Raw genomic sequence first — 20,670 nt, 5'->3', positions numbered from 1 at the left:
ACTTACCCATGTTCAAGAAAAATGAATTTCAAGTGAGTTGGTGATGTGATGGAATTAATATTTATTCGACATGGCCAAGGGGAACATACAATGGACATGCCCAAAAGTTTACAACATTGCGATCCAGCGTTGACTTCATTAGGACGTGATCAAGCAAGACTATTAAAAGATCAGTTTCTCTTAAATGAGAAAGATATCATTATAATTAGCCCAACTCGAAGAACCTTGGAAACAGCTCTTATTTTTTGCGGGAATAGTAATTGTCGTATGGTTGTTAGCCCATTAGTATCTCCGCGAATGTTCCCTATTCATCCTCATAAAAAAACACTACCATGTGATAGGATTCTTGAATTAGACAGAATCAAAAATGAATATCCAGACCTTGAGTATGACGATAAAGGAAACTCCATGGAATTATGGGAAATTGGAATAAATACTATGGATGAACGAACCTTTGAAATTTTAGCAAGGGGTTTTCTTTCAAAATGTAAAACGGTGGATAATGGTAGAGTATTCATCGTTTCCCATGATGGGACTATCACTTCCTATCATCAATTAATAACTGGCGGGATCCTTTCACGAGAAGATTTTCCGAAAGAAACTGAATGGATCCAATTTAGATATTAAAAGTAATAGGAAAACTCTCTATGTAATCCGATAGTGGAGTTACCTACTCATTAACGGGCTCCACAAAAGCAAAAAAGCACCCGAAATGGATGCTAATATTCTGGAGGCTTAGCACTCAGGTTGGCAGTAGGAACACATAATAAGCAGAGTGCATTTTTCGAGGAGGAGGATTTATGAATAAAAAGAGAACCGTTGTCGGTATTACAATAGCAATTATTATCACTGGTTACTTTCTTTATGATTATTCTAAGAAAACAAGCTTCGAAGAATTAATCACAGATTTAATAAGCGAGGACGAAGAGGTTGAGCAAATATCAGTCTATGGAGATGTCCCATTCCTAGGTGAAACTGTTTATGCAGAGATAAAGGATCAGAAAGTGATCAATACGATTTTGTCTGATCAACTTAGATTAAAGAGGGCCTCGTTAAAAAACCTACCGCACATTACCAAAACTTTAGTAATTAAAACTGATAAAGAGACCTATGAAATAGGTTTTGATTCACAAAATGTAGTAATTGGGTCAAAAAGGTATTTAATGACTGAACGATTAACAAATCCAATTGATATGAGATTGGAAAGCGAAGACTTGGAATGGGAATTAATTAAGTATACACCTTTTTAATAACCTTAAATGATCAATTTAATTGAACTACAAAGTGAAAAAGCACCTAATAATGGGTGTTTTTTCCTAACAAAAACTAACGTTTGTATATGATGTCGTACCATTCGAACTTTTTATCCGTAATACCCAATGCTTGGGCAGGTGTTTGTTCTTTCTTGCCCGTTTTATAGGTTAGACAGAAGTTGTAGTAAGTTCTCAAAATCGTGATGGCCATCTGAGCGTACTTTGGATTGAAGTTGGCATAAATATAGCTCTTCCCATCCCCCCTTGCCGTGGTAAGGGGTCTTTCCAACATAGAGATTCTCCTACGTACCGTTTGAAAGAAAGCATTCACCGCGTTGTCGTTCACGTTAATTAGGATTTTGGCGAGGGCGTTCTCATTCAAATGATTCAAATCGGTTAGAACATCCAGTTTGCGGTAGCCTCGGTCAAGCGAGGGAATGGGATGGTCAATTCGGTTTTTCAATTGTGTGTAGTACACTTCACCATTAGGAGCGACATGCTGCTCTTGGAATTTGTGTTGCTTTAATTGATCTTCCAAGTACCAAATGGCCATCATCTCTAAGTTTTTTGAGTCATAGCCTTTGGCTTCGGACCATTCCTTCAAGGAACCAATGGCGGAATGATAGGCACTCTTTGCCTGTCCACGAGTCAGATTCTTAACGGTCATGCAGAGGAAGTAATGGGCCATTTTGCTTCTGATTTCCTCATTAAAGACACTGAAGATGGACTTCTTCAATGATTCGTCGCTGTCAGATATGAATCGCCATCTGTCTGTGTTGAGCATCTGCCGAATGAGCCAAAAGTGAGCTATTGCAGTGTAGGTTTGACTTACGTGCAAGCCGTCTACATAGTTACGCCTTAATTCAAAGTGGCGAAGTTCCTCTCGGTATTCAGCCATCGATTGAGTGTCATTAGTAGTTGGCTTCATAGGAGCCGTGCCATATTCACCGAAACGGGCAAACCTTTGATGGTAAATCGCCAGGTGGTCATCTTTAAATCTGTGCGTGTGGTCGATGACATCATCCAAAGAAACATCCCAGTCATAGCAAATGTCCGAACGGAAGACATACCTCGAATTCTTGTCGGCGGATGCAAGCAAAAAAGTCATCATCTGCCTATCCTCATACACCTCGCCCCAACTCTTCCCTTGCCCTTTCTTTGGAACATTGTTCAAAGCATAATGGAGCTTATCGGTCGTAATCCACAGTTCAGGAAACTCTTTCTTCTGTAATGCTTTTGTTTCATGAGTCTCCAGAAACTCCAAGCAACAGCGATAAAGCCATTCCAGCTTGTGATAATACGTCCCTTTCCCGATTTTCAAAATCTCACAAGAGCGATTAATTGGAACCTTATTCACTATAAGTTCAGCAAATCGGGGGAGAATTTCATTTTTCTTTTGATTAAAAGTCACGTTCTGCCGTTTATTAGGACGGACAGACGTGATTTTTTTGCATGTCTTGCACTGATATTTCTGCGACTTTGCAACATTGGTTCCTCGTTTATAAAAGGACTTGGGGGCTGTTTTAGGTGTATGCATAGAAACAGAGCAACCGTCCTTATGGAATTCATAATCAACCTCAACAGGCTTCACTTGGTTGATGCGGACAAGGCGGTCAATTTCCTCTGCAATTGACCAGTTCGACAAGGCCCTTGTTGTGCAGTTACCAGTAGGAGGGGATTTAGGGTCTACTTTTTCTTCATTACATCGAATTGCTGACTCGTTGCTCTTGCTGTTCAATCGATATCTGGAAGGGATTCCCTTGATATCAAATTTCTCTTGGGGCATCCCATAGTTTTTGCACAAGGGATTGGTACATTTGTTCAAGCTCAGCTCGTAAACTTTCCCCTGAAAAGAGAATCTGAATGGACGGAAAGCCTCTTTTGTCCGTTTCGTGTTGAATTTCTTAGGGCTCAAAACTTCATATTCGGATTCCCTTAATATCAGTTCATCGTCCGATACTGGATATTCGAATTCAATAAACCGATGAGCAGATGAAACGAGTTCTTTATAGATCATCTTCTTTCAGCTCCAAGTCTTTTAGAATCCGCTTGTTATTCCGCTTTGATTTGATGTGGGATTTGAACTCCTCGTCATGGAGAAGGTTTTCAAGGAACTCGGATACGACCTCGTCCGTGCTGTAACCTGTGTACTCTGCATAATGCTCGACCAAACGTGCGACTTTGTGATTGATTGTCCAGGTGACCTTTTCTTTGTTGGCATTTTTCGGTGTAATGAAATTCATTTCTATATTCCTTTCAGCGGTTTTTTTAGCAGTGGTTTTAGCAACAAAATCAGCAGCAGTTTCAGCAGGATTTCAGCAACGTTTTAGCAGTCGTTTTAGCACGATTTTTTGATCGTACAATAATTATTGTGCGTTTGTCAAAACTCATGCTAATTAGCATGTTAAAATCATTGCCAAAACGGGATAAACCCATGCATATCAACAAAAAAAGACCGCCGAAATCATTGCTGATTCGGGGTCTAATTCCACTGTTATTTCTTGTTTTGCACCACACAACTGAACGGGTTACATCGCGGACCGGATGCACCGGTCCGTTTTTTTATGGATTCAGCACTTATTCTTCCCTTCATCTGAAAAGGCAAACAACGGCAAACTTTAGAGCAATCTTCTTTCTAAATGAACGGAATTTTCGTATAATGGTAGCAAGAAAGGTTGTCTGTCTCCAAGTCTCTCTGGCTCAATACAAGTAAGGAGGGATATAAGATATACATGGTAAGGCATCCGAACGGCACGCCGAACCTGACCGGCTCACAGCCCGGTGACTACGAAGAAGTCCTCAACATGATTGATGAGGGCGGACCGGTCCATACAATCCGCGAGGAACGGGACTTCCGGCTGGAAAACGGCTTCGGCGAAGAGGAACTCAGAAACATCACGTATCAGTAAACGAGCGAACAGCGCCCCCCTGCATCGTGCGGGAGGGCGCTGTTCATTGCTTAATATTACACTCAGTTATTGCAGATCATTAGAACATTGCCGTCCGGGTCCCGGAAGTTAAAGTAGGCAAAATCGCCGATCCGCTCAATCTCTCTTGCGATCGGAATGTCATTCTCCTTGATGAACCGGTAAGCCTCGTCGATATCCTCGGCATAAAAATTAAACAACACATGATCAGATGACTGAAGGCTGAAACCAGGATCAAACGTGTGGTCGTCCAGCGTCAATCCGGCCTTAGAGGAGACGGGGACATTATAAACAGGCGACTCAACATCCCGTTCATCAAACGGAAGCCCGAGCAAGCGGCTGTACCAGGCTGCAGACTTTTTCAGGTCACTGACATGAATAAACACATTGTTGACCTTGCCGGCAATCGGCGAAACAGTAGAATTCATCGTCATCCACCTTTCAATGAGGGTTAATCTTAGCATTCAATAAGGCGGATGGAATTCCTTTATTTTTACAAATAAACACGGACTGGGTAGTGCGCGGATTAACCTCAATGTCTTCAATTCATAACTACTGTATATGGTAGACTGTAAATAACTTGGAAAAATGAGGTGGGAGTGTGAAGAAGGAGATCCACGTTGTGGGAGCCGTAATTTGCAGAGAAGGAAAAATTCTTTGTGCTCAGCGCGGAGCAGCCAAAACCCTTGCTTATAAATGGGAGTTTCCTGGCGGGAAAATTGAAGAGGGTGAAACGCCGGAAAAAGCTTTGATCCGAGAAATTCAAGAAGAAATGAATTGTGTAATTAACGTTGGAGAAAAAGTTGAACACACTGTTCATAAATATGATTTTGGATTCATTCACCTCACAACATTTCATTGTGAATTAGTGTCTGGCGAATTAAGGTTAACCGAACATATCGATATAAAATGGCTTGATCCTAAAGAATTACATACCTTAGACTGGGCGCCAGCAGATATACCAGCTATTAAAAAGCTCCAGACCTTACATACTCTCCAATGACTAGGGGTGAACCAAATGAAGCAAGGCATATATGAGCTATTAATCAACGAGAAAATTAGAACAGATTTAGATGCGCTTTCGCTCGAGCTCTATGCCATTGATACAGAAAAGCTTGATGAGGAAGAAGCGAAAACGTATCTCTCTGCCTATATCGGTGCTGTTACAAAAAAAGCATTATCGCTGGTTCGGGAGAATAAAACTGATACCAAGTTGCTCACACAAATCAAAGTTTGTAACCAAATCATCAAGACATTAAGTGAACAGCTTCATGAAAAGGAATTTCTGCAATTACAACTCGATGAACATGGAGAAATCCTGACTTCCATCTACGAAAAGTTGAATTCTGTCTATGCATTGAAAAACGCAAAGCCCGTCAGGCCGGTTACATCTATCTCCCAAAGTTCCTTATTTACCGGATCACAAGCTGAACCGAACATGCTTGAAGAACTTCGGAAGGAAATCCTCTCTGCTGATGAGATCGACTGGCTTGTCTCGTTCGTGAAGTGGTCAGGCACTCGAATTGTACTCGACGAACTTCGTCAGTTTACTTCAAGAGGTGGAAAGCTCCGAGTGATCACCACTTCCTATATGGAGGCCACTGATTACAAAGCTCTTGAGGAGCTCAGTAAACTTCCTAACACAGAAATGCGTGTTTCTCTCGATAAAGAACGAACCCGATTGCATGCTAAAGCCTATCTTTTTAAGCGAGAAACGGGCTTCAGTACGGCATATATCGGCTCCTCCAATTTGTCTAACCCCGCTCTTACGTCGGGCCTAGAGTGGAATCTGAAAGTCACAGAGCAGGATTCTTTCGATATCATCCGTAAATTCAAGGCAACATTTGAAAGCTATTGGAACGACGAAGAGTTCCAATCGTTAAGTAAAGATCGGTCGTGGCTTCTTCTTCGTTCCAGCCTCACAAAAGATCGTGTGGCTGAAGAACAGGCTGCATATCATTTGGATATCCGCCCGTATTATTATCAGCAGGAAATACTAGATGAACTACAGGCTGAACGAGAAGTACATGGCCGGTATCGTAATCTGGTCGTGGCTGCGACAGGCGTAGGGAAAACAGTCATTTCTGCTTTCGACTTTAAACGAATTTTAAAATCCAAACCAAATGCCAAGCTACTATTTATTGCCCACCGGGAGGAAATCTTAACGCAAAGTTTAGCGACGTTCCGAGCGATTTTAAAGGATGCCAACTTTGGGGAGTTGTTGGTGGGTCAACATGTTCCAACTTCGATGGATCATTTGTTCATGAGCATCCAAAGTTGGAATAGCAAGAATATGGCTACAAGAAGCTCTCGGGATTTCTATGACATGATTATTGTCGATGAATTCCACCATGCCGCTGCACCCACCTACCGAAGAATGCTGGAGCATTATGATCCTGAAATATTGCTAGGCTTAACTGCAACCCCAGAGCGAATGGACCAACAAAGTATTCTGAGTTACTTCGATGACTACATTGCATCAGAAATGCGTCTGACCGAGGCGATCAATCGAAAGTTACTTTCCCCATTCCATTACTTTTGCGTCACTGACATCGTTGACCTATCGGCAATGAAATGGTCGAGAAGGGGGTACGATACAGAGCAGCTGACGAATTTGTATACGGCCAATGATCGGAGGAGCGATTTAATCATCCAAGCGATTCAGCGGTATGTGACCTCGATTGACAGCGTAAAAGGAATCGGTTTTTGCGTTTCAGTTGAGCATGCGGTTTATATGGCAAAGTACTTTAACAAAAAAGGAATATCGTCCATTGCGCTTCATGGGAAATCTCCAGATGAAGAACGTGAAACCGCGAAACGAAAATTGGAATCAGGTGAGATCCGATTGATCTTTGTTGTCGATCTCTATAACGAAGGCGTAGATATCCCTGTAGTAAATACAATCCTGTTTTTGCGTCCAACTGAAAGTCTGACAGTCTTTCTTCAACAGCTTGGCCGGGGATTACGGTTACATGAGGATAAAGAATGTTTGACAGTATTAGACTTTATCGGACAAGCGCATAAGGATTACCCGTTTGAAGAAAAGTTCAGGGCACTCGTTGGGCCGACCAAACATCCCATTCGCCATTACGTGGAAAATGGCTTTTCTTACTTGCCAAAGGGCTCCGTAATTCAGATGGAGAAACAAGCAAAGGAATACGTCTTGCGAAATGTAAAAGCTACCAAGGCCTCAAAGAAACAACTTGTGGAAAAGCTTCGCTACTTTGAGCAAGACACTGGCGAGTCATTAACACTTCTTAGATTTTTGAAATACGAACAACTTTCACTTCAGGAGTTTTATGGCACGCAGCGCAATCGAACATTCGAGGAATTAAAAGCGGAAGCAGATCTCCGGAAGGAATTTAGCAATCCGTATTTGCCAACGATAAGAAAGCAGATCCATAAGCTGTTTCACATTGATTCACAAGACCTCATTAAATTTTTCATTCGTTATGTAAATGGTGCGGAGCCTCAGACGGAGCAAGATCAATTGATGGTTGGCATGTTTTATTATTCTTTTTACCGGAAGCCACCCAAAGAAATAAGTGTTGAATCGATGGATGAAGTGCTTCGCGATCTACTAGATTACGAAGAAAATAAAAATGAGATTCTGGCTGTTTTAGAAGTGTGTTATGAAAACATTCATCACGTAGATCTGCAGTCACCGTTTGTTTTCCCTTCTCCGTTGCGTGTGCACGGTCGCTACACGACCGACCAGATCATGGCGGCGTTTGACTATTACAATGACCAGCAAGCCCCCGCTTTCCGTGAAGGAGTCAAACACTTTGAACAAAAAAAGACAGACATTTTCTTTATTACGCTGAACAAATCCGACAAGGAATTCTCGGAATCTACCATGTATGAAGACTACGCAATTAGCGATCGGCTATTTCATTGGCAAACACAAAGCCGTACTTCTGAGATGAGTACTACTGCACAGCGCTATATCCATCAGCAGGAAAGAGGACAGCAGATTGCGTTATTTGTGCGGGAATACAAGATGGAAGAAGGATTTACTGCACCATTTACATTCTTAGGAACTGCAAATTATGTGAGTCATGAAGGAAGCCAGCCGGTAAGTTTTGTTTGGGAACTCGATACGCCAATGCCGGCTTATCTTGTTCCGAAGGCTAACAAAAGTATCTTGTGATTGAGATTGAGGGGGAACACACATTTGACCAAACCAAAACTATCCCTGATGGAGGCCTATATGGTTGAATCGCTCCGCAGCAAGGGGATTTCGAACGAAGAACTATTTGCCTTAGTTGAACAGGGAGACGCTGAAGGGCTAAAAGAGATTGAACCACGTTTTGACTACGGGGAGCTGGTGGAGGCTGCGCAAATGGACCTGGAGGCGTTCCGATCGGCTCTCTTAGACAGCTATGAAGTGAGGTTCGTGACGTTTAACGGGCTAAAGAACCTGCTCCGGATGCGGTTCGGGAAAGAGGAGGAGCGGGACTACACGTTAACAGAAACGGGGATTCAGGGTCTTCAGCTCACTTCGCACGAACGGGAACAGTTAAACGACATGCTGTCCGCAAACTGGCAAGTGACAAGTGACGGTTCTGGAGCGGTTACGGTGGAACTGAACATGCCGGCTGTTGCCACATCATCCACAGGTGCATAACATGCCAATCCATCGTGAAGATATCCCCAAGTGGATAAGTGACTCTATATCCGGCACGATCCACAATGTGGACAGTTTGCCGGAGGGCGGGACGTCTGAAGTGGCCCTGTTGACAACTGATACAGGGAAGTTCGTGCTGAAGCGTTCGAAGCGGTCACCATTTGATGAGTGGCTCAAAAACGAAGCCGAGGTGTTAAAGCATTTGTCAGGAACCGGTTGGCCGGTGCCCCAACTGATTGCTTTTCTGGAAGAGCCGGCCTGCAACTGGGCGCTGATGTCGTTCATCGAAGGTGAGACCGTGCGCAGTGCGTTAAGGCGGACGGCTGATCCCGGGAGACGCGGTAAGATCATCAATGCGTTTGCAGAAGCACTGAGGTTGATTCATCAGACGCCTGTGCCAGACGCACTTAAACGGGGTCGTCCCTGGATTGACCGAATGCTTGAAGAGGCGGAGGACAACCTGCATCGTTACGAGACAGACGGCTCTCCGGAGCTTTTGGAGCAGTTAAAGAGGGAACGGCCTGTGATCGAGGGGGAGTGCCTGATCCACGGTGATTGTACTGTCGACAATGTCATGGTGAAAGACGGTAAGCTTACGGGCATCATTGACTGGAGTGGAGGCACATCGGGGGACCCGGACTATGATATCGCTCTGGCTGTCCGGCCCAAGCCGGAAATCTTCAGCTGGCCCGGGGACCGAGACCTCTTTTTCGAAGTTTACGGAAAAAGCATTTCACAGGAAACGTACCGGTATTATGCGGATGGGTTATACGAATTTTATTGATGGGGATGAACAGGGGGAAGCACATGAACATTCGGCAGGCCACACAGAGGGACGCAAGGATTGCTGGTAATCTGGCACTGCTTCTCTGGCCGGACCACACGGTGGAAGAGCTGGAAGGGGAGTTTTCGGAGCTGATCGGAGACCCTGAAGCGGCCGTTTTTCTCGCGTTTGACGGAGAGGAACCGGCCGGCTTTTCGCAGGTCCAGCTCCGGCATGACTATGTTGAGGGCACGTCGACCAGCCCGGTCGGCTACCTGGAAGGATTGTTTGTCAAAGAGGTCTACAGACAGGATGGACTTGCCCGTGAGCTCGTGGCGCGTGCGGAACAATGGGCGCAAGATCAGGGATGCAGCGAGTTCGCGAGTGATTGTGAGCTGGATAATGAAATCAGCTTGCAGGTCCATCTCGCCCTCGGGTTTAGCGAAGCCAATCGGATTATCTGCTTTACGAAGCGTATTGGAAAAGCGCGCTGATGGTAAAACAGATTTACGTGATCCGGCATTGCGCCGCTGAAGGGCAGCAGCCAGACGCTGCGCTGACCCCGGCAGGCCGAGGACAGGCGGAGCAGCTTGCAGAACATCTGGTGGATCGGGGAATCGATCAGGTGATTTCAAGCCATTACCTGCGCGCCCGGCAGTCGATCGAGCCTTTTCTGGAACGCAGCGGGCTTACACTGGCGACGGATGAACGGCTTGCGGAAAGGGTGCTGAGTGCCACTCCAATGGATGATTGGATGGAGAAGCTGAAGGTTTCTTTCACGGATCCGGACATTTCATACGACGGAGGAGAATCCGGGAAGGAAGCAACCGTGAGAGCCTTATCCCTGGTCGATGAGCTTCCTGAGGAATCTTGTACTGCACTGGTCACCCACGGTAACCTGATGGCTTTGCTGATCGGCAAATATGACCAACAATTTGGCTATAGGCAATGGAGACGGCTTACAAATCCCGATGTATATCGGGTTTCAATCGGGACCAGAGTAAAGATTCAGCGGACCTGGCAGGAGGAATGACGAATTTTCGACTTCCTCCTTTTTACTTTCACAAGAAAACCGTCCGAAAAACGGGTATACTTGGTTAAGTGTTCAAAGCAATTATCTGAGGTGATTCGGTGTATAAATTATTGTCCCACAACGACCTGGACGGCATCGGCTGCGGCATCGTGGCGAAGCTGGCGTTCGGGGACGATGTGAACGTGAGATACAATTCTGTCCAGATGCTGAACCGCGAAGTGGAGCGGTTTCTGGAACAAGGCAACACGGGCACAGAGCTGATCATCACCGACCTGTCGGTGGATGAGGAAAACGAGATCCGGATCGAGGAATTCATCAAAAAAGGCGGCAAAGTGACACTGATCGATCATCACAAGACGGCGCTCCACCTGAACGAATACGAGTGGGGCAATGTCACGGTCGAGCAGGAGGACGGCAAGCTGACGTCAGCCACGTCACTGCTCTATGCCTGGCTGATCGGCAAGGGCTTCCTGGAACCCACACGCGCTGCTGACGAGTTTGTGGAGCTTGTGCGGCAGTACGACACGTGGGAATGGGAGAAAAACGGCAACGACAAGGCACGGCGCCTGAACGCGCTGTTCTTCATGGGGTCGTTTGACGAGTTCGAGTCGAAGATGCTGGAGCGGCTGCAATCTGACGGACCGTTCCAGTTTGATCCGTTTGAGAAGCAGCTGCTCAATATGGAAGACGACAAGATGGCGCGCTACATCCGGAAAAAGCGGCGTGAAATGGTGCAGCTCGAGCATGAAGGCCTTTACGCCGGCGTTGTGCATGCAGAGTCGTACCATTCCGAGCTCGGCAATGAACTCGGCAAGGAAAACCCACATCTCGATTACATCGTGATCCTGAACATGGGCGGCCGCAAGGTATCGTTCCGTACCATTCATAACGATGTCGATGTATCCGAAGTCGCGGGCACATTCGGAGGCGGCGGACATGCCAAGGCAAGCGGTGCCTCGATGTCAAAAGAGGCATTTGCATCCTATGTTGAAGCAGCATTCCAGAAAGAGCCGCTGCGCGAAGACGCGCGACATACACGCTACAATCTCAAGGAATCGCCGTTCGGCACAATCTACCGCGCACCGGAAGGCGACCTGTACTTTGTCCATCCGATTGAAAACGATCGCTGGGGCATCGAGCGCAACGGCCGCGCGCAGGACGAGACGTTTGCAACGTTCCATGACGCTGAGAAGTTCCTGAAGCGCGAACGAAACGTCTGGCTGCTGAATGACGACCAGTTCGTCAAGTTCCTGCTTGACCGTCTCAAAAAAGCTGAAGCGGATTCCTGATGCGGAAAAGATAAGAAGAAAAGCTCCCTCCATGCAAACTGGCGATCATCAGGATCCCGGCTGTGGAGGGAGTTTTTTTATGTAGCTCACAAGAGTTTTCAGAAGAGTAAAAAGTCATTCTCGTTTTTCGATATAATAGGTGAAAGGAGGGATGGGGATGCAGGAATTAGTCGGAAGATGCCGGGAGTGCGGAAAGGAAATTTTTTGCCTGGACGGCTTCTTGAATGGAGTCTCTGAGAATGGGCGACTGGTCTGTTTTGACTGTTCGGAGCGGGATGACCGTTCTGCCGAACCGCAACCCGGAACATGAAGGGCTTAGAAGAAATCATCAGGCCGAAGTCACTCCAGACGCGGCTGTTCCTGTACGGCGCGCTTTTTGTCTCATTGCTTGCCATTCTCATCGGCGTCCTCTTTTACTTCACAATGACGCAAGGGATTGAGCAGCAGGTCGGGAGGCGGGCGCTGAATATCGCCGTGACGACGGCTGACAGGCCGGATGTCCGGCAAGGGTTCTTTGAAGAGGATCCGACAGAAGTGCTGCAGCCGATTGCCGAAACCGTCCGCAAACAGACGGGGGCAGAGTATGTCGTCATCGGAAACACCGAAGGCATCCGTTATGCCCACCCGGTTCCGGACCGGATCGGCAAGAAGATGGTGGGGGATGACAATGAACGGGCCCTCTTAAATGGGGAGTCCTACATATCCGAAGCTGTCGGTTCACTCGGTCCCGCCCTGCGGGGCAAGACACCGGTCACGGACGGAGAGGGCAACATTATTGGCGTCGTCTCGGTCGGCTTCCTGAAAACCGATCTGTCATCCATCTTTTTCGACTACATCGACAACATTGCCTATATTGTCCTGGCGTCCATTCTTCTTGGTGTTGCCGGCTCGGGCTTATTGTCGAGGAGCATCAAGAAAGAACTGTTCGGACTTGAACCCGCGGAGATTGCCCGCCACTTCACGGAGCGCAGTGTGCTGATTGAATCCGTACGGGAAGCGATCATCATGGTCAATTCGGAGGGCGATATCACGATGGCCAACTCGGCCGCCCGTGATGTCCTGGCCCTGCCGGAGGATGAGGATCTGGCAGGGCGCCCCATACAGGATGTGTTGCCCAATACACTCCTTCCCCGCGTCATGGAAACAGGAGAAAAGATGCTCGACCGTCCGATGGAAATCCACGGCAAGAAGGCGGTCGTTAACAGGATTCCGATCCGGGTGGACGGCCGGATTGTCGGGGCAGTCTCCAGCTTCCGCCTGCAGTCAGACATCGACCGTCTGACGGAGGAACTGTCACAGGTCAAGCAGTATACGGAGGCATTGCGAGCCCAGACGCATGAGTACCACAACTTTCTTTATACGATCTCCGGTCTGATCCAGCTGAACTCGCTTGACGAGGCGCTGAGTCTTATCCACGAAGAGACCGAGGCGCATCAGTCGCTGATCAGTTTCGTTATGGAGCGGCTGCAGGACCCCTTCCTCGGGGGAATTGTCATCGGTCTCTTTAATAGGGCCAAGGAGCTGAAGGTGCAGTTGGTTCTCGACGAAGACAGTGCCATGGGGGAACTGCCGGAACATCTCGAGAAAAGCTTTTTCGTATCGATCCTCGGAAATCTGGTGACGAATGCTTTCGAGGCCGTGGAAAAGAATCCCGAGTCCGCCAGGGTGGTCCGGATCTTCATTTTGGACAACGGCAGCGAAATACTCATAGAAGTGGAAGACTCGGGACCGGGAATTACGGAAGAAGTGGAAATTACGCTTTTCAGGGAGCGGATATCCACCAAATCAGGAGCGGACCGGGGTTACGGACTGGTGACAGTTGCCAATTACGTCAGCGAACTCGGAGGCAATCTCTATTACGAGACAGGCGACCTTGGCGGTGCCATGTTCATCATTTCCATCCCGAAAGGAGGCTAAATTCATGCATGAGACCATTGAAGTTCTGATTATTGAAGATGATCAGCGGATTGCCGACATCCATCGCCGGTTCATCGACAAGATTGGAGGCTTCACGGTCGTGGGGTCAGCAAATACCGGGGCAGAGGCGAAGGACTGGATTGAAGCTCTGCAGCCGGATCTCGTCCTTCTGGATGTTTATCTCCCGGATATGCTCGGCACAGAACTCATTTCTTATATTCATGAGCACAGCGGCGACTCGGATATTATCGTCATCACGGCGGCTGCGGAAGCAGAGATCGTCAAAAAGGCGTTCCGCGGAGGGGTGGCGGATTACATATTGAAACCCCTGACACTGGACCGTTTCAGGGAAAGCCTGCTTTCCTACAGAGTGAAGCGGGAGGCGTTCGCCGGGGAAGGCAAATTGCCGGAAGGATCTATCCGCTTGTTGTGGAATAAGACCGATACAGCCTCTGCAGAACCAGCGGCAACTCCAAAAGGCATCGATCCGATCACGATGGAAAAGATCACCGGATTTCTGGACACTGCCGAAGAGGGGATGACGGCAGAGAAGATTGGCCGGGAAATCGGCGTCAGCAGATCCACGGCAAGACGCTATCTGGAATATCTCGTGACGGAAAAAAAGGCGGGTGCCGAACTGATCTACGGGATGATCGGGCGTCCGGAAAGAAGATACTTCCTGAAAAAGCCGTGAACAAAACGAACAAAAAGACGAAAAGGTTTTTAAGTACATTTTAAGCTCATAAACATTGAATAGGTCAAAGGTTCTGATAAATTTTAGACAGCGCTTTCATGCGCTGTCTTTTTATATTGATCGAAGGGGATGAAAGCGATATGTGGAAAAAACTATCGGCTGTCTTATTGGCAGGATCGTTGGCTTTGAGCCTAGCAGCATGTTCTGAGGGGGATAACGCAGAGGCGGACAAGAGTTCCAATTATCCGGAGCGCAACATTACAATCGTAGCGCCGTCGGGTGCCGGCGGCGGATGGGATCTGACCGCCCGGGCAATCGCAAAAACGATGAATGACACAGACCTGGTCGAAAAGGCGATTACCGTGGAGAACAAGCCTGGAGGGGGCGGCGCAGTCTACATGGCAGATTTCGCAACGAAAGAAGCGAAAAACGACTACGCGCTGATGGTCAAATCTCCACCGATTCTCATCAACAACAACAAAGCGGAAGGCAACAGCCCTTACGGCTATAAAGACACACGTCCGCTTGCACAGCTGACACGTGATTACGGGGCGATCGTTGTCCGTGAGGATTCGGAGTTCAAGACGCTGAAAGACGTTCTGGAAGCGATCAAGGCTGATCCTAAGAAAGTGACTCTGGCCGGCGGATCGGCACCTGGCTCCATGGACCATCTGGTTGGTGTTCTTCCTGCATTCGAATATGGCATTGATCCGCAATCGGTCAAATACGTTTCCTATGACGGCGGAGGCGAAGCGGTAGCCGCCCTGCTCGGCAATAACGCAGACGTCATCGCGACTGATGCTTCCACCATCGCGGAATATGTGAAGGCTGGAGATGTGCGCGTGCTTGCAGTCAGCTCGACAGAGAGACTTGACGGGGAGCTGAAGGACGTCCCTACATTCAAGGAAGAGGGCATTGATGCTGAGTTCACGATCTGGCGCGGAATTTTCGCACCGAAGGAAATGTCCGATGAGGCATTCGACTACTGGTCCATCAAGCTTGCAGAAATGGCTGAAACGGAAGAGTGGCAAGCTGAACTCGAACGGAACGGCTGGGAAAGCGAATACCATAACGCCGAAGAGTTCACAACCTACCTGGAAGAGCAAGAGCAGGTCATTGTTGAATTGCTGACGGCGCTCGGCATGGAAAAATAAAAGTAGGGGGCGGCTCGGCTCAACCGGCCGTCCTTTTATGTTAGAGAGGTGTCAAAATTATGAGCAAAACATTCGACCGCTATGCGGGCATTATCTTTTTGGTAATTGGTCTGGTATTCGTGATGGAAGCGAGGAAAATTTCTCATAGCGCCTACGGATCCAGCGTGGGTCCGGATATTTTCCCGACAGGGCTCGGCATCCTGCTGATCCTGCTCAGTGCGCGGCTGATCTATGAAACATTCAAATACAAAGGGGAAGAAGGCAAAAAAGAGCCTGTCCAATACAAGCGGTTCCTGGTGATCTTCCTCAGTGCAGTGGCCTATGCCTTTCTACTTGAAAAAATCGGCTACGTGGCCTCCACTTTCCTGTTCCTGATTGTCGCCTTCCAGGCGATGGAACGGGGAAGCTGGCTAAAGACCCTGATCATCGCGGCTGTTTTTTCTTTCGGTGTTTACTATTTCTTCTCGGAACTGCTCGGCGGCGCGCTGCCGGGATTCCCGGGACTTTAAGGAGGAGGGAACGGAATGGATACATTGCAATTTCTGGCTGACGGATTCAGCGTCGCGTTCCAATGGCATAATCTCCTCTTCGCGTTTATCGGTGTCCTCATCGGGACCGCAGTAGGGGTCCTGCCGGGAATCGGTCCGATGAGCGGCGTCGCCCTCCTCATACCGGTGACGGCGACCATGACTTCAGGCCTCCCGACGGATGCTGCCGCCGCAAGCTCCATCATTTTGCTGGCCGGGGTGTATTATGGAGCGATGTACGGCGGTTCAACCACTTCCATCCTGCTGAACACGCCGGGTGAATCCTCCTCGGTTGTGACGACGTTGGACGGGTATCAGATGGCCAAACAGGGCCGGGCCGGGGCGGCTCTGTCGATTGCGGCGATCGGTTCGTTCGCGGCGGGCATCATTTCCCTGATCGGGCTGGTCCTGCTGGCGGAGCCGCTGTCCAACGTGGCCCTGAAATTCGGGCCCGCCGAGTATTTCTCCCTAATGCTTCTGGGGCTTGCCGCGGTCAGCGGGCTGGCAGGCAAGTCGATGACAAAGGCCTTGATGATGACTGTATTCGGCCTGATGCTCGGGACAGTCGGGATCGATGCTGTATCCGGCATAGCGCGATTTACATATGACATGCCGATCCTTTATTCAGGATTTGAATTTTTGACCATCGCGGTTGGCCTTTTTGCGCTCGGTGAGGTCTTCAAGACGATTCTGGAGCGCGACGGGGCAGACGGCGCCATCGCCAAAATCCATCGCATCCTGCCGACCAAGCAGGATATGAAGGACAGTTCGGTTCCGATTGTGCGCAGCTCGCTTCTGGGCTTTTTCATCGGCGTGCTGCCGGGTGCGGGCGCTACGCTCGCTTCGTTCTTCTCCTACATCACGGAGAAAAAGTTCAGCAAGACTCCGGAGAAATTCGGAAAAGGCGCCATCGCAGGAGTGGCAGGACCGGAGTCAGCAAACAACGCCGCTTCAGGCGGTGCCATGATTCCCTTGCTGACACTCGGCATTCCGGGTTCCGGGACCACTGCCATCCTGATGGGTGCGCTGATTATGTACAACATCCAGCCGGGTCCGCTGCTCTTTGATGAGCACCCGGAAGTGGCCTGGGGCCTCATTGCAAGTATGTTCATCGGCAACCTGATGCTTCTGGCGCTCAACATGCCGCTCGTCCGCGTGTTCGCCAAGGTAATCCAGACGCCCAAGAAGTACTTGCTCCCGATTATCGTGGCCATCTCGTTCTTCGGTGTCTACGCGGTCCAGTACACTACATTTGATTTATATCTGCTGCTTGCTTTCGGTATCTTCGGCTATCTGCTGACGAAAAACGATTTCCCTGTTGCACCGCTTGTTCTGGCCCTTGTACTTGGGCCGATGATCGAGAACAACATGAGGAGGGCCCTCACTATTTCAAATGGCGATTTCTCGATCTTCGTCACGAAGCCGTTATCCCTCGTCTTCCTGGTTGCGGCGGCGGCATGGCTTCTCATCCCACTAATCCTCAAGATGAGAGGCAAGTCGGTCATTGTAAACGAAGAAGAGTGATCCAGATACTCATGAAACATAGAAAGCAGGAAGGGGGAATTTTCCCTTCCTGCTTTTTCGTCATCTGTTACGGCGGGACCCCTCATCCACAGGTTGAGTCGAATTCTGAATAACTCTGTGGATAGGAACAAAATTGAAGAGTTATCAACAAGTGGATAAGGTGAATCAAACAGAAACCCGCCGGATGTGGCGGGTTTTGTGCATAACTATTGATGGTTTGGATTAAGAATCCCGAAAAGCAGGAGATCCTCATAACGGCCTTCTTTGAAGATATGGTCTTTCTGCGTGCCTTCGTACGTCATCCCGCACTTTTCCATGACTTTGCCGGAAGCGGGGTTGGACGCAAAGAACCTTGCATAGACCCGATGCAAGTCCTTATCACGAAAAGCGAAGTCCAATACGGCTCTTGCAGCTTCGGTGGCATATCCTTGCCCCCAATATTCCTCTCCGATCCAGTAGCCGATTTCTCCGTGGCGGTGTGCCTGCTGGTGGGAAAGTCCGATGGCTCCGTAGAGCTTGCCGCTTTCCTTGTTCGTGATTGCGAACTCATACATCCGCCCAGAGGTAAAGCTTTCATTGTGCGTTGCGATCCACTCCAGCGCGCTCTCCAACGGGTAGGGATGCGGCAGGTTCAGTGTGCTTTTATACAGGTTGTAGTTATCGCAAAGCCGGCTGACTTCCGGTGCATCGGCTGCGTTGAAGCGGCGGAGCAGCAGGCGTTCTGTTTTGATCGTCGGGCTCGTGGCAGGCTGATTCATCGGATCAATTCCTTCCTTGGAGATGTTTGTTAAGTACTATTGGACAATGCCGGACAAATTTCCTTTGAATGAAAAACAGGACATAAAAGAGCCCGGCCTGTCATCTCATGGGGTGTAGGGGAGGAATGGAATGAATAAGCTCATGAAATCCTCCAATGACCGTGCCCTTTGTGGCGTGTGCGGGGGAATAGCGGAATTCACGGGTATCTCATCATTTGTCGTCAGACTGATTTTTCTCCTGACTGCCTCTGCTTCCATATGGGTTTATCTGCTCTTGAATTGGACAATGGAAGAGCCGTTCTTGCTGAGAAACAAAATTGGATAAACGAAAAAACCCGCCATTCCGGCGGGTTTTCTTCTGCCCTCATGCGAACGGGTCGTCGAAGTCGTCAAGGGCGCCCCAGGCGGGAGCGGGTTCCTTCGGCGGATCCGGTTCGGGTTCTGGTTCCACTTTTGGTATTTCTGCGCGTACGGGCGCCGGCGGGGCGGCCTCCGGTATGAAAAGATCACGGTCTTCCGCGCCGGCAAGTTCGAAGTTGATTTTTCTCGGCATGACTTCGGCGACATCGACGAAGCCCGTCTTCCGGTACAGCTGCTGGGCGGCGTACAGGAAGAAGTTCGACAGGTCGGACTGGGTATTGATCCAGTCGATGAACTCCGGCGTGAGATCGCGGCTCAAGTAAATATTGATCCGTTCCCCATGCTGATAAGTTTTACTTCGATTCCGCGCCACTTGCGACCACACCTAATTCCTTTTCTTTCTGCTGCTCATAGCGAGGCGAGCAGGTGTAGACGAGGAGGCCGCGCGCGTTGACGAACATCGGGTCTTGGAGGAACGTGACGTTGGTCGTGCGTTCCTTTGCATTCAGGATCTGCTGGAGATAGTCTTTCAGGATGGCTGCTCCGCCGCCATAGATGAAGACGTACGGGTCATCCTTCAGGTCGTCGATCTTGTTGATGATCGGACGGCTGATGCGCTGTGCCAGCTGCATGAGACCGGTCTGGGACTCCGCTTTCAGCTCATTGTGGCGCGGGTGTTCAGGATCGAAGTAAATCTCGTTGAACTCCGCCATCGAATCGATCGACTTGACCGGGTGGTTGCGGTTCCAGCGCTTCAGGATCTCGCTGATGGCCGATTTAACGCCGAAATTGAGGCCTTCCGACAGCTTAGGATTGAATCTGACGCCTTCCGTCACCACAATCTCCGTCGTGCCGGAGCCGATGTCGAAGTGGAGTAGTGTCTTGTCGCTGAAGTCGACCTTCATGATCTTGTCGCCGACTTCCACTTTGCGCTCGGACAGCTTGCCGCCTTCATCGAAGACGACTCCCCACGCGGCTGCAGCGCCTTCAGGCAGGCACTTGCAGTATTCGATCTTGATCGTCACAGTCACATTGCGTCCGGACGGATGGTGGAAGATGACTTCGTGCGTCCCCATATAGCGGGCTGCGTTGTTTTTTGCCGCTTCCTGTGTAATCATGCCGACCGGCAGTGCCACGGACAGGTCGTATGTGACCGTGATCTTGTTTTTCTTGTATTCGCGGCGCATGGCATCGATTGCCAGGCCGGCGAGCGTCACAAGAACCGGGATCTCATCCGAAGACTTGTCCGACCGCTTTTCAAGCTCGATACCCGGAAGCGTATCATTCAGCACCTTTTCTCCGATTACGTAGCGCTGGCCGTTAAAGGATAGCGCTTTGGAGTTGATCGTAACGTCAATATTCTCAAGCAGGGCATCCTTCGGAATATCTTCCATATCCATCAGTTCTGTCGTCTCTCCCATATACAGCGAGTAGACGGTAGGAATCAGAATTGGTTCATTATCTTTCACCCATAATTTTAGTGCGTTGTTACCGGCATCTGCGCCAGCTTTGAGTACTGCCATTCCCATTCACTCCCTCTAGGTTTCTATCATTGATTATACCGCTCCCTCCTCATGATAGAAATAGAGAATATGTAGGATATGCGCACAAAAATCTTACAGGAATCGCCGAAAAGTGCGTTTTAGGAGGATAATATATTTCTATTGTGCGCACATAGTATGTATGGAAATGTGAGTATATTGTATTTCTTTTGTGTGTATAATAGAAACACAATGTGTGAGAGTTAATAAAAGTAAATTATGGAATTATGGAAGGAGGAAAATTGATTGTTTTGCCTCCTTCACTCCTCTCTTCGACAAAAAATGCGAAAGAAAATATCTGCA

22 protein-coding genes are annotated in these 20,670 nt (G+C 48.7%); 16 read left to right on the top strand and 6 right to left on the bottom strand.

Annotated elements, in window-relative coordinates; translation table 11 throughout:
• The first annotated feature begins 48 nt into the window (after positions 1-48).
• Both DZC51_RS07060 and DZC51_RS07055 read left to right on the top strand, forming a co-directional pair.
• The gene (locus DZC51_RS07060; RefSeq protein WP_157294681.1) at positions 49-627 is read left to right on the top strand and encodes a histidine phosphatase family protein; all 579 of its coding nucleotides are present in this window, start codon (positions 49-51) and stop codon (positions 625-627) included.
• Between the two features lie 173 nt (positions 628-800).
• Entirely contained in the window at positions 801-1,250 is a 450-nt protein-coding gene (locus tag DZC51_RS07055) for a hypothetical protein (RefSeq protein ID WP_157294680.1), read from the top strand.
• Between the two features lie 76 nt (positions 1,251-1,326).
• Here the strand turns inward: DZC51_RS07055 and DZC51_RS07050 are convergent, their stop codons facing one another.
• Together DZC51_RS07050 and DZC51_RS07045 are read right to left on the bottom strand one after the other, a co-directional pair.
• Positions 1,327-3,270, bottom strand: a complete 1,944-nt coding sequence (locus DZC51_RS07050) for an insertion element protein (protein WP_157294679.1) — start codon at positions 3,268-3,270, stop codon at positions 1,327-1,329.
• On the bottom strand, positions 3,260-3,496 hold the full coding sequence (locus DZC51_RS07045) for a hypothetical protein (RefSeq protein WP_157294678.1): 237 nt from the start codon (positions 3,494-3,496) through the stop codon (positions 3,260-3,262). The genes DZC51_RS07050 and DZC51_RS07045 overlap by 11 nt, the downstream gene beginning before the upstream one ends.
• A 489-nt stretch (positions 3,497-3,985) precedes the next feature.
• Here DZC51_RS07045 and DZC51_RS07040 point away from each other — a divergent pair, with 489 nt between their 5' ends.
• Positions 3,986-4,162, top strand: a complete 177-nt coding sequence (locus tag DZC51_RS07040) for a hypothetical protein (protein WP_157294677.1) — start codon at positions 3,986-3,988, stop codon at positions 4,160-4,162.
• A 62-nt stretch (positions 4,163-4,224) separates the two neighbouring features.
• Here DZC51_RS07040 and DZC51_RS07035 read toward each other — a convergent pair whose 3' ends face one another.
• Positions 4,225-4,608 carry a VOC family protein gene (locus tag DZC51_RS07035; protein WP_157294676.1) on the bottom strand — a complete coding sequence of 128 codons (384 nt, stop codon included), beginning with the start codon at positions 4,606-4,608 and terminating at the stop codon, positions 4,225-4,227.
• Between the two features lie 173 nt (positions 4,609-4,781).
• Here DZC51_RS07035 and DZC51_RS07030 point away from each other — a divergent pair, with 173 nt between their 5' ends.
• The 12 genes from DZC51_RS07030 (at position 4,782) to DZC51_RS06975 (ending at position 17,708) form a co-directional block, all read left to right on the top strand.
• The gene (locus DZC51_RS07030; protein ID WP_157294675.1) at positions 4,782-5,183 is read left to right on the top strand and encodes a (deoxy)nucleoside triphosphate pyrophosphohydrolase; all 402 of its coding nucleotides are present in this window, start codon (positions 4,782-4,784) and stop codon (positions 5,181-5,183) included.
• 15 nt (positions 5,184-5,198) lie between these two features.
• Positions 5,199-8,330 (top strand): DEAD/DEAH box helicase, encoded by a 3,132-nt coding sequence (locus DZC51_RS07025; protein WP_157294674.1) that lies wholly within the window; start codon positions 5,199-5,201, stop codon positions 8,328-8,330.
• Positions 8,331-8,354: 24 nt separating this feature from the next.
• A complete protein-coding gene (locus DZC51_RS07020; RefSeq protein WP_157294673.1) occupies positions 8,355-8,807 on the top strand; it encodes a hypothetical protein in 453 nt (150 codons plus the stop codon).
• A gap of 1 nt (position 8,808) precedes the next feature.
• On the top strand, positions 8,809-9,591 hold the full coding sequence (locus tag DZC51_RS07015; protein ID WP_255448116.1) for a phosphotransferase: 783 nt from the start codon (positions 8,809-8,811) through the stop codon (positions 9,589-9,591).
• 23 nt (positions 9,592-9,614) lie between these two features.
• Entirely contained in the window at positions 9,615-10,064 is a 450-nt protein-coding gene (gene aac(6') / locus DZC51_RS07010) for an aminoglycoside 6'-N-acetyltransferase (protein ID WP_157294671.1), read from the top strand.
• Positions 10,064-10,603 (top strand): histidine phosphatase family protein, encoded by a 540-nt coding sequence (locus tag DZC51_RS07005; RefSeq protein ID WP_157294670.1) that lies wholly within the window; start codon positions 10,064-10,066, stop codon positions 10,601-10,603. Before aac(6') ends, DZC51_RS07005 begins: the two co-directional genes overlap by 1 nt.
• Positions 10,604-10,701: 98 nt before the next feature.
• Positions 10,702-11,892, top strand: a complete 1,191-nt coding sequence (locus tag DZC51_RS07000; RefSeq protein WP_157294669.1) for a DHH family phosphoesterase — start codon at positions 10,702-10,704, stop codon at positions 11,890-11,892.
• A 306-nt stretch (positions 11,893-12,198) separates the two neighbouring features.
• The gene (locus DZC51_RS06995; RefSeq protein WP_157294668.1) at positions 12,199-13,809 is read left to right on the top strand and encodes an ATP-binding protein; all 1,611 of its coding nucleotides are present in this window, start codon (positions 12,199-12,201) and stop codon (positions 13,807-13,809) included.
• Positions 13,810-13,813: 4 nt separating this feature from the next.
• The gene (locus DZC51_RS06990) at positions 13,814-14,503 is read left to right on the top strand and encodes a response regulator (protein WP_157294667.1); all 690 of its coding nucleotides are present in this window, start codon (positions 13,814-13,816) and stop codon (positions 14,501-14,503) included.
• A gap of 140 nt (positions 14,504-14,643) precedes the next feature.
• Positions 14,644-15,657, top strand: coding sequence for a tripartite tricarboxylate transporter substrate binding protein (locus tag DZC51_RS06985; protein WP_157294666.1), 1,014 nt, complete (start codon positions 14,644-14,646; stop codon positions 15,655-15,657).
• 59 nt (positions 15,658-15,716) lie between these two features.
• Positions 15,717-16,166, top strand: a complete 450-nt coding sequence (locus tag DZC51_RS06980) for a tripartite tricarboxylate transporter TctB family protein (protein WP_157294665.1) — start codon at positions 15,717-15,719, stop codon at positions 16,164-16,166.
• Positions 16,167-16,181: 15 nt separating this feature from the next.
• Positions 16,182-17,708: a tripartite tricarboxylate transporter permease gene (locus DZC51_RS06975; RefSeq protein ID WP_157294664.1), complete on the top strand. Its 1,527-nt coding sequence runs from the start codon at positions 16,182-16,184 to the stop codon at positions 17,706-17,708.
• 206 nt (positions 17,709-17,914) lie between these two features.
• On the opposite strand, the gene DZC51_RS06970 is transcribed toward DZC51_RS06975, so the two are convergent.
• Positions 17,915-18,466, bottom strand: coding sequence for a GNAT family N-acetyltransferase (locus DZC51_RS06970; protein WP_157294663.1), 552 nt, complete (start codon positions 18,464-18,466; stop codon positions 17,915-17,917).
• Between the two features lie 130 nt (positions 18,467-18,596).
• On the opposite strand from DZC51_RS06970, the gene DZC51_RS06965 reads away from it, so the two are divergent.
• Positions 18,597-18,791 (top strand): PspC domain-containing protein, encoded by a 195-nt coding sequence (locus tag DZC51_RS06965; protein ID WP_157294662.1) that lies wholly within the window; start codon positions 18,597-18,599, stop codon positions 18,789-18,791.
• A 39-nt stretch (positions 18,792-18,830) separates the two neighbouring features.
• Here DZC51_RS06965 and DZC51_RS06960 read toward each other — a convergent pair whose 3' ends face one another.
• Positions 18,831-19,199 (bottom strand): hypothetical protein, encoded by a 369-nt coding sequence (locus DZC51_RS06960; protein ID WP_157294661.1) that lies wholly within the window; start codon positions 19,197-19,199, stop codon positions 18,831-18,833.
• Positions 19,180-20,349, bottom strand: coding sequence for a ParM/StbA family protein (locus tag DZC51_RS06955; RefSeq protein ID WP_157294660.1), 1,170 nt, complete (start codon positions 20,347-20,349; stop codon positions 19,180-19,182). The genes DZC51_RS06960 and DZC51_RS06955 overlap by 20 nt, the downstream gene beginning before the upstream one ends.
• Between the last annotated feature and the right edge of the window lie 321 nt (positions 20,350-20,670).

The sequence above is a fragment of the Bhargavaea sp. CC-171006 genome (assembly GCF_009761675.1).
Taxonomy (GTDB): Bacteria; Bacillota; Bacilli; order Bacillales_A; family Planococcaceae; genus Bhargavaea; species Bhargavaea changchunensis.
The sequence above is the reverse complement of the archived record's forward strand: the minus strand, read 5'-3'. Positions and strand labels throughout refer to the sequence as shown.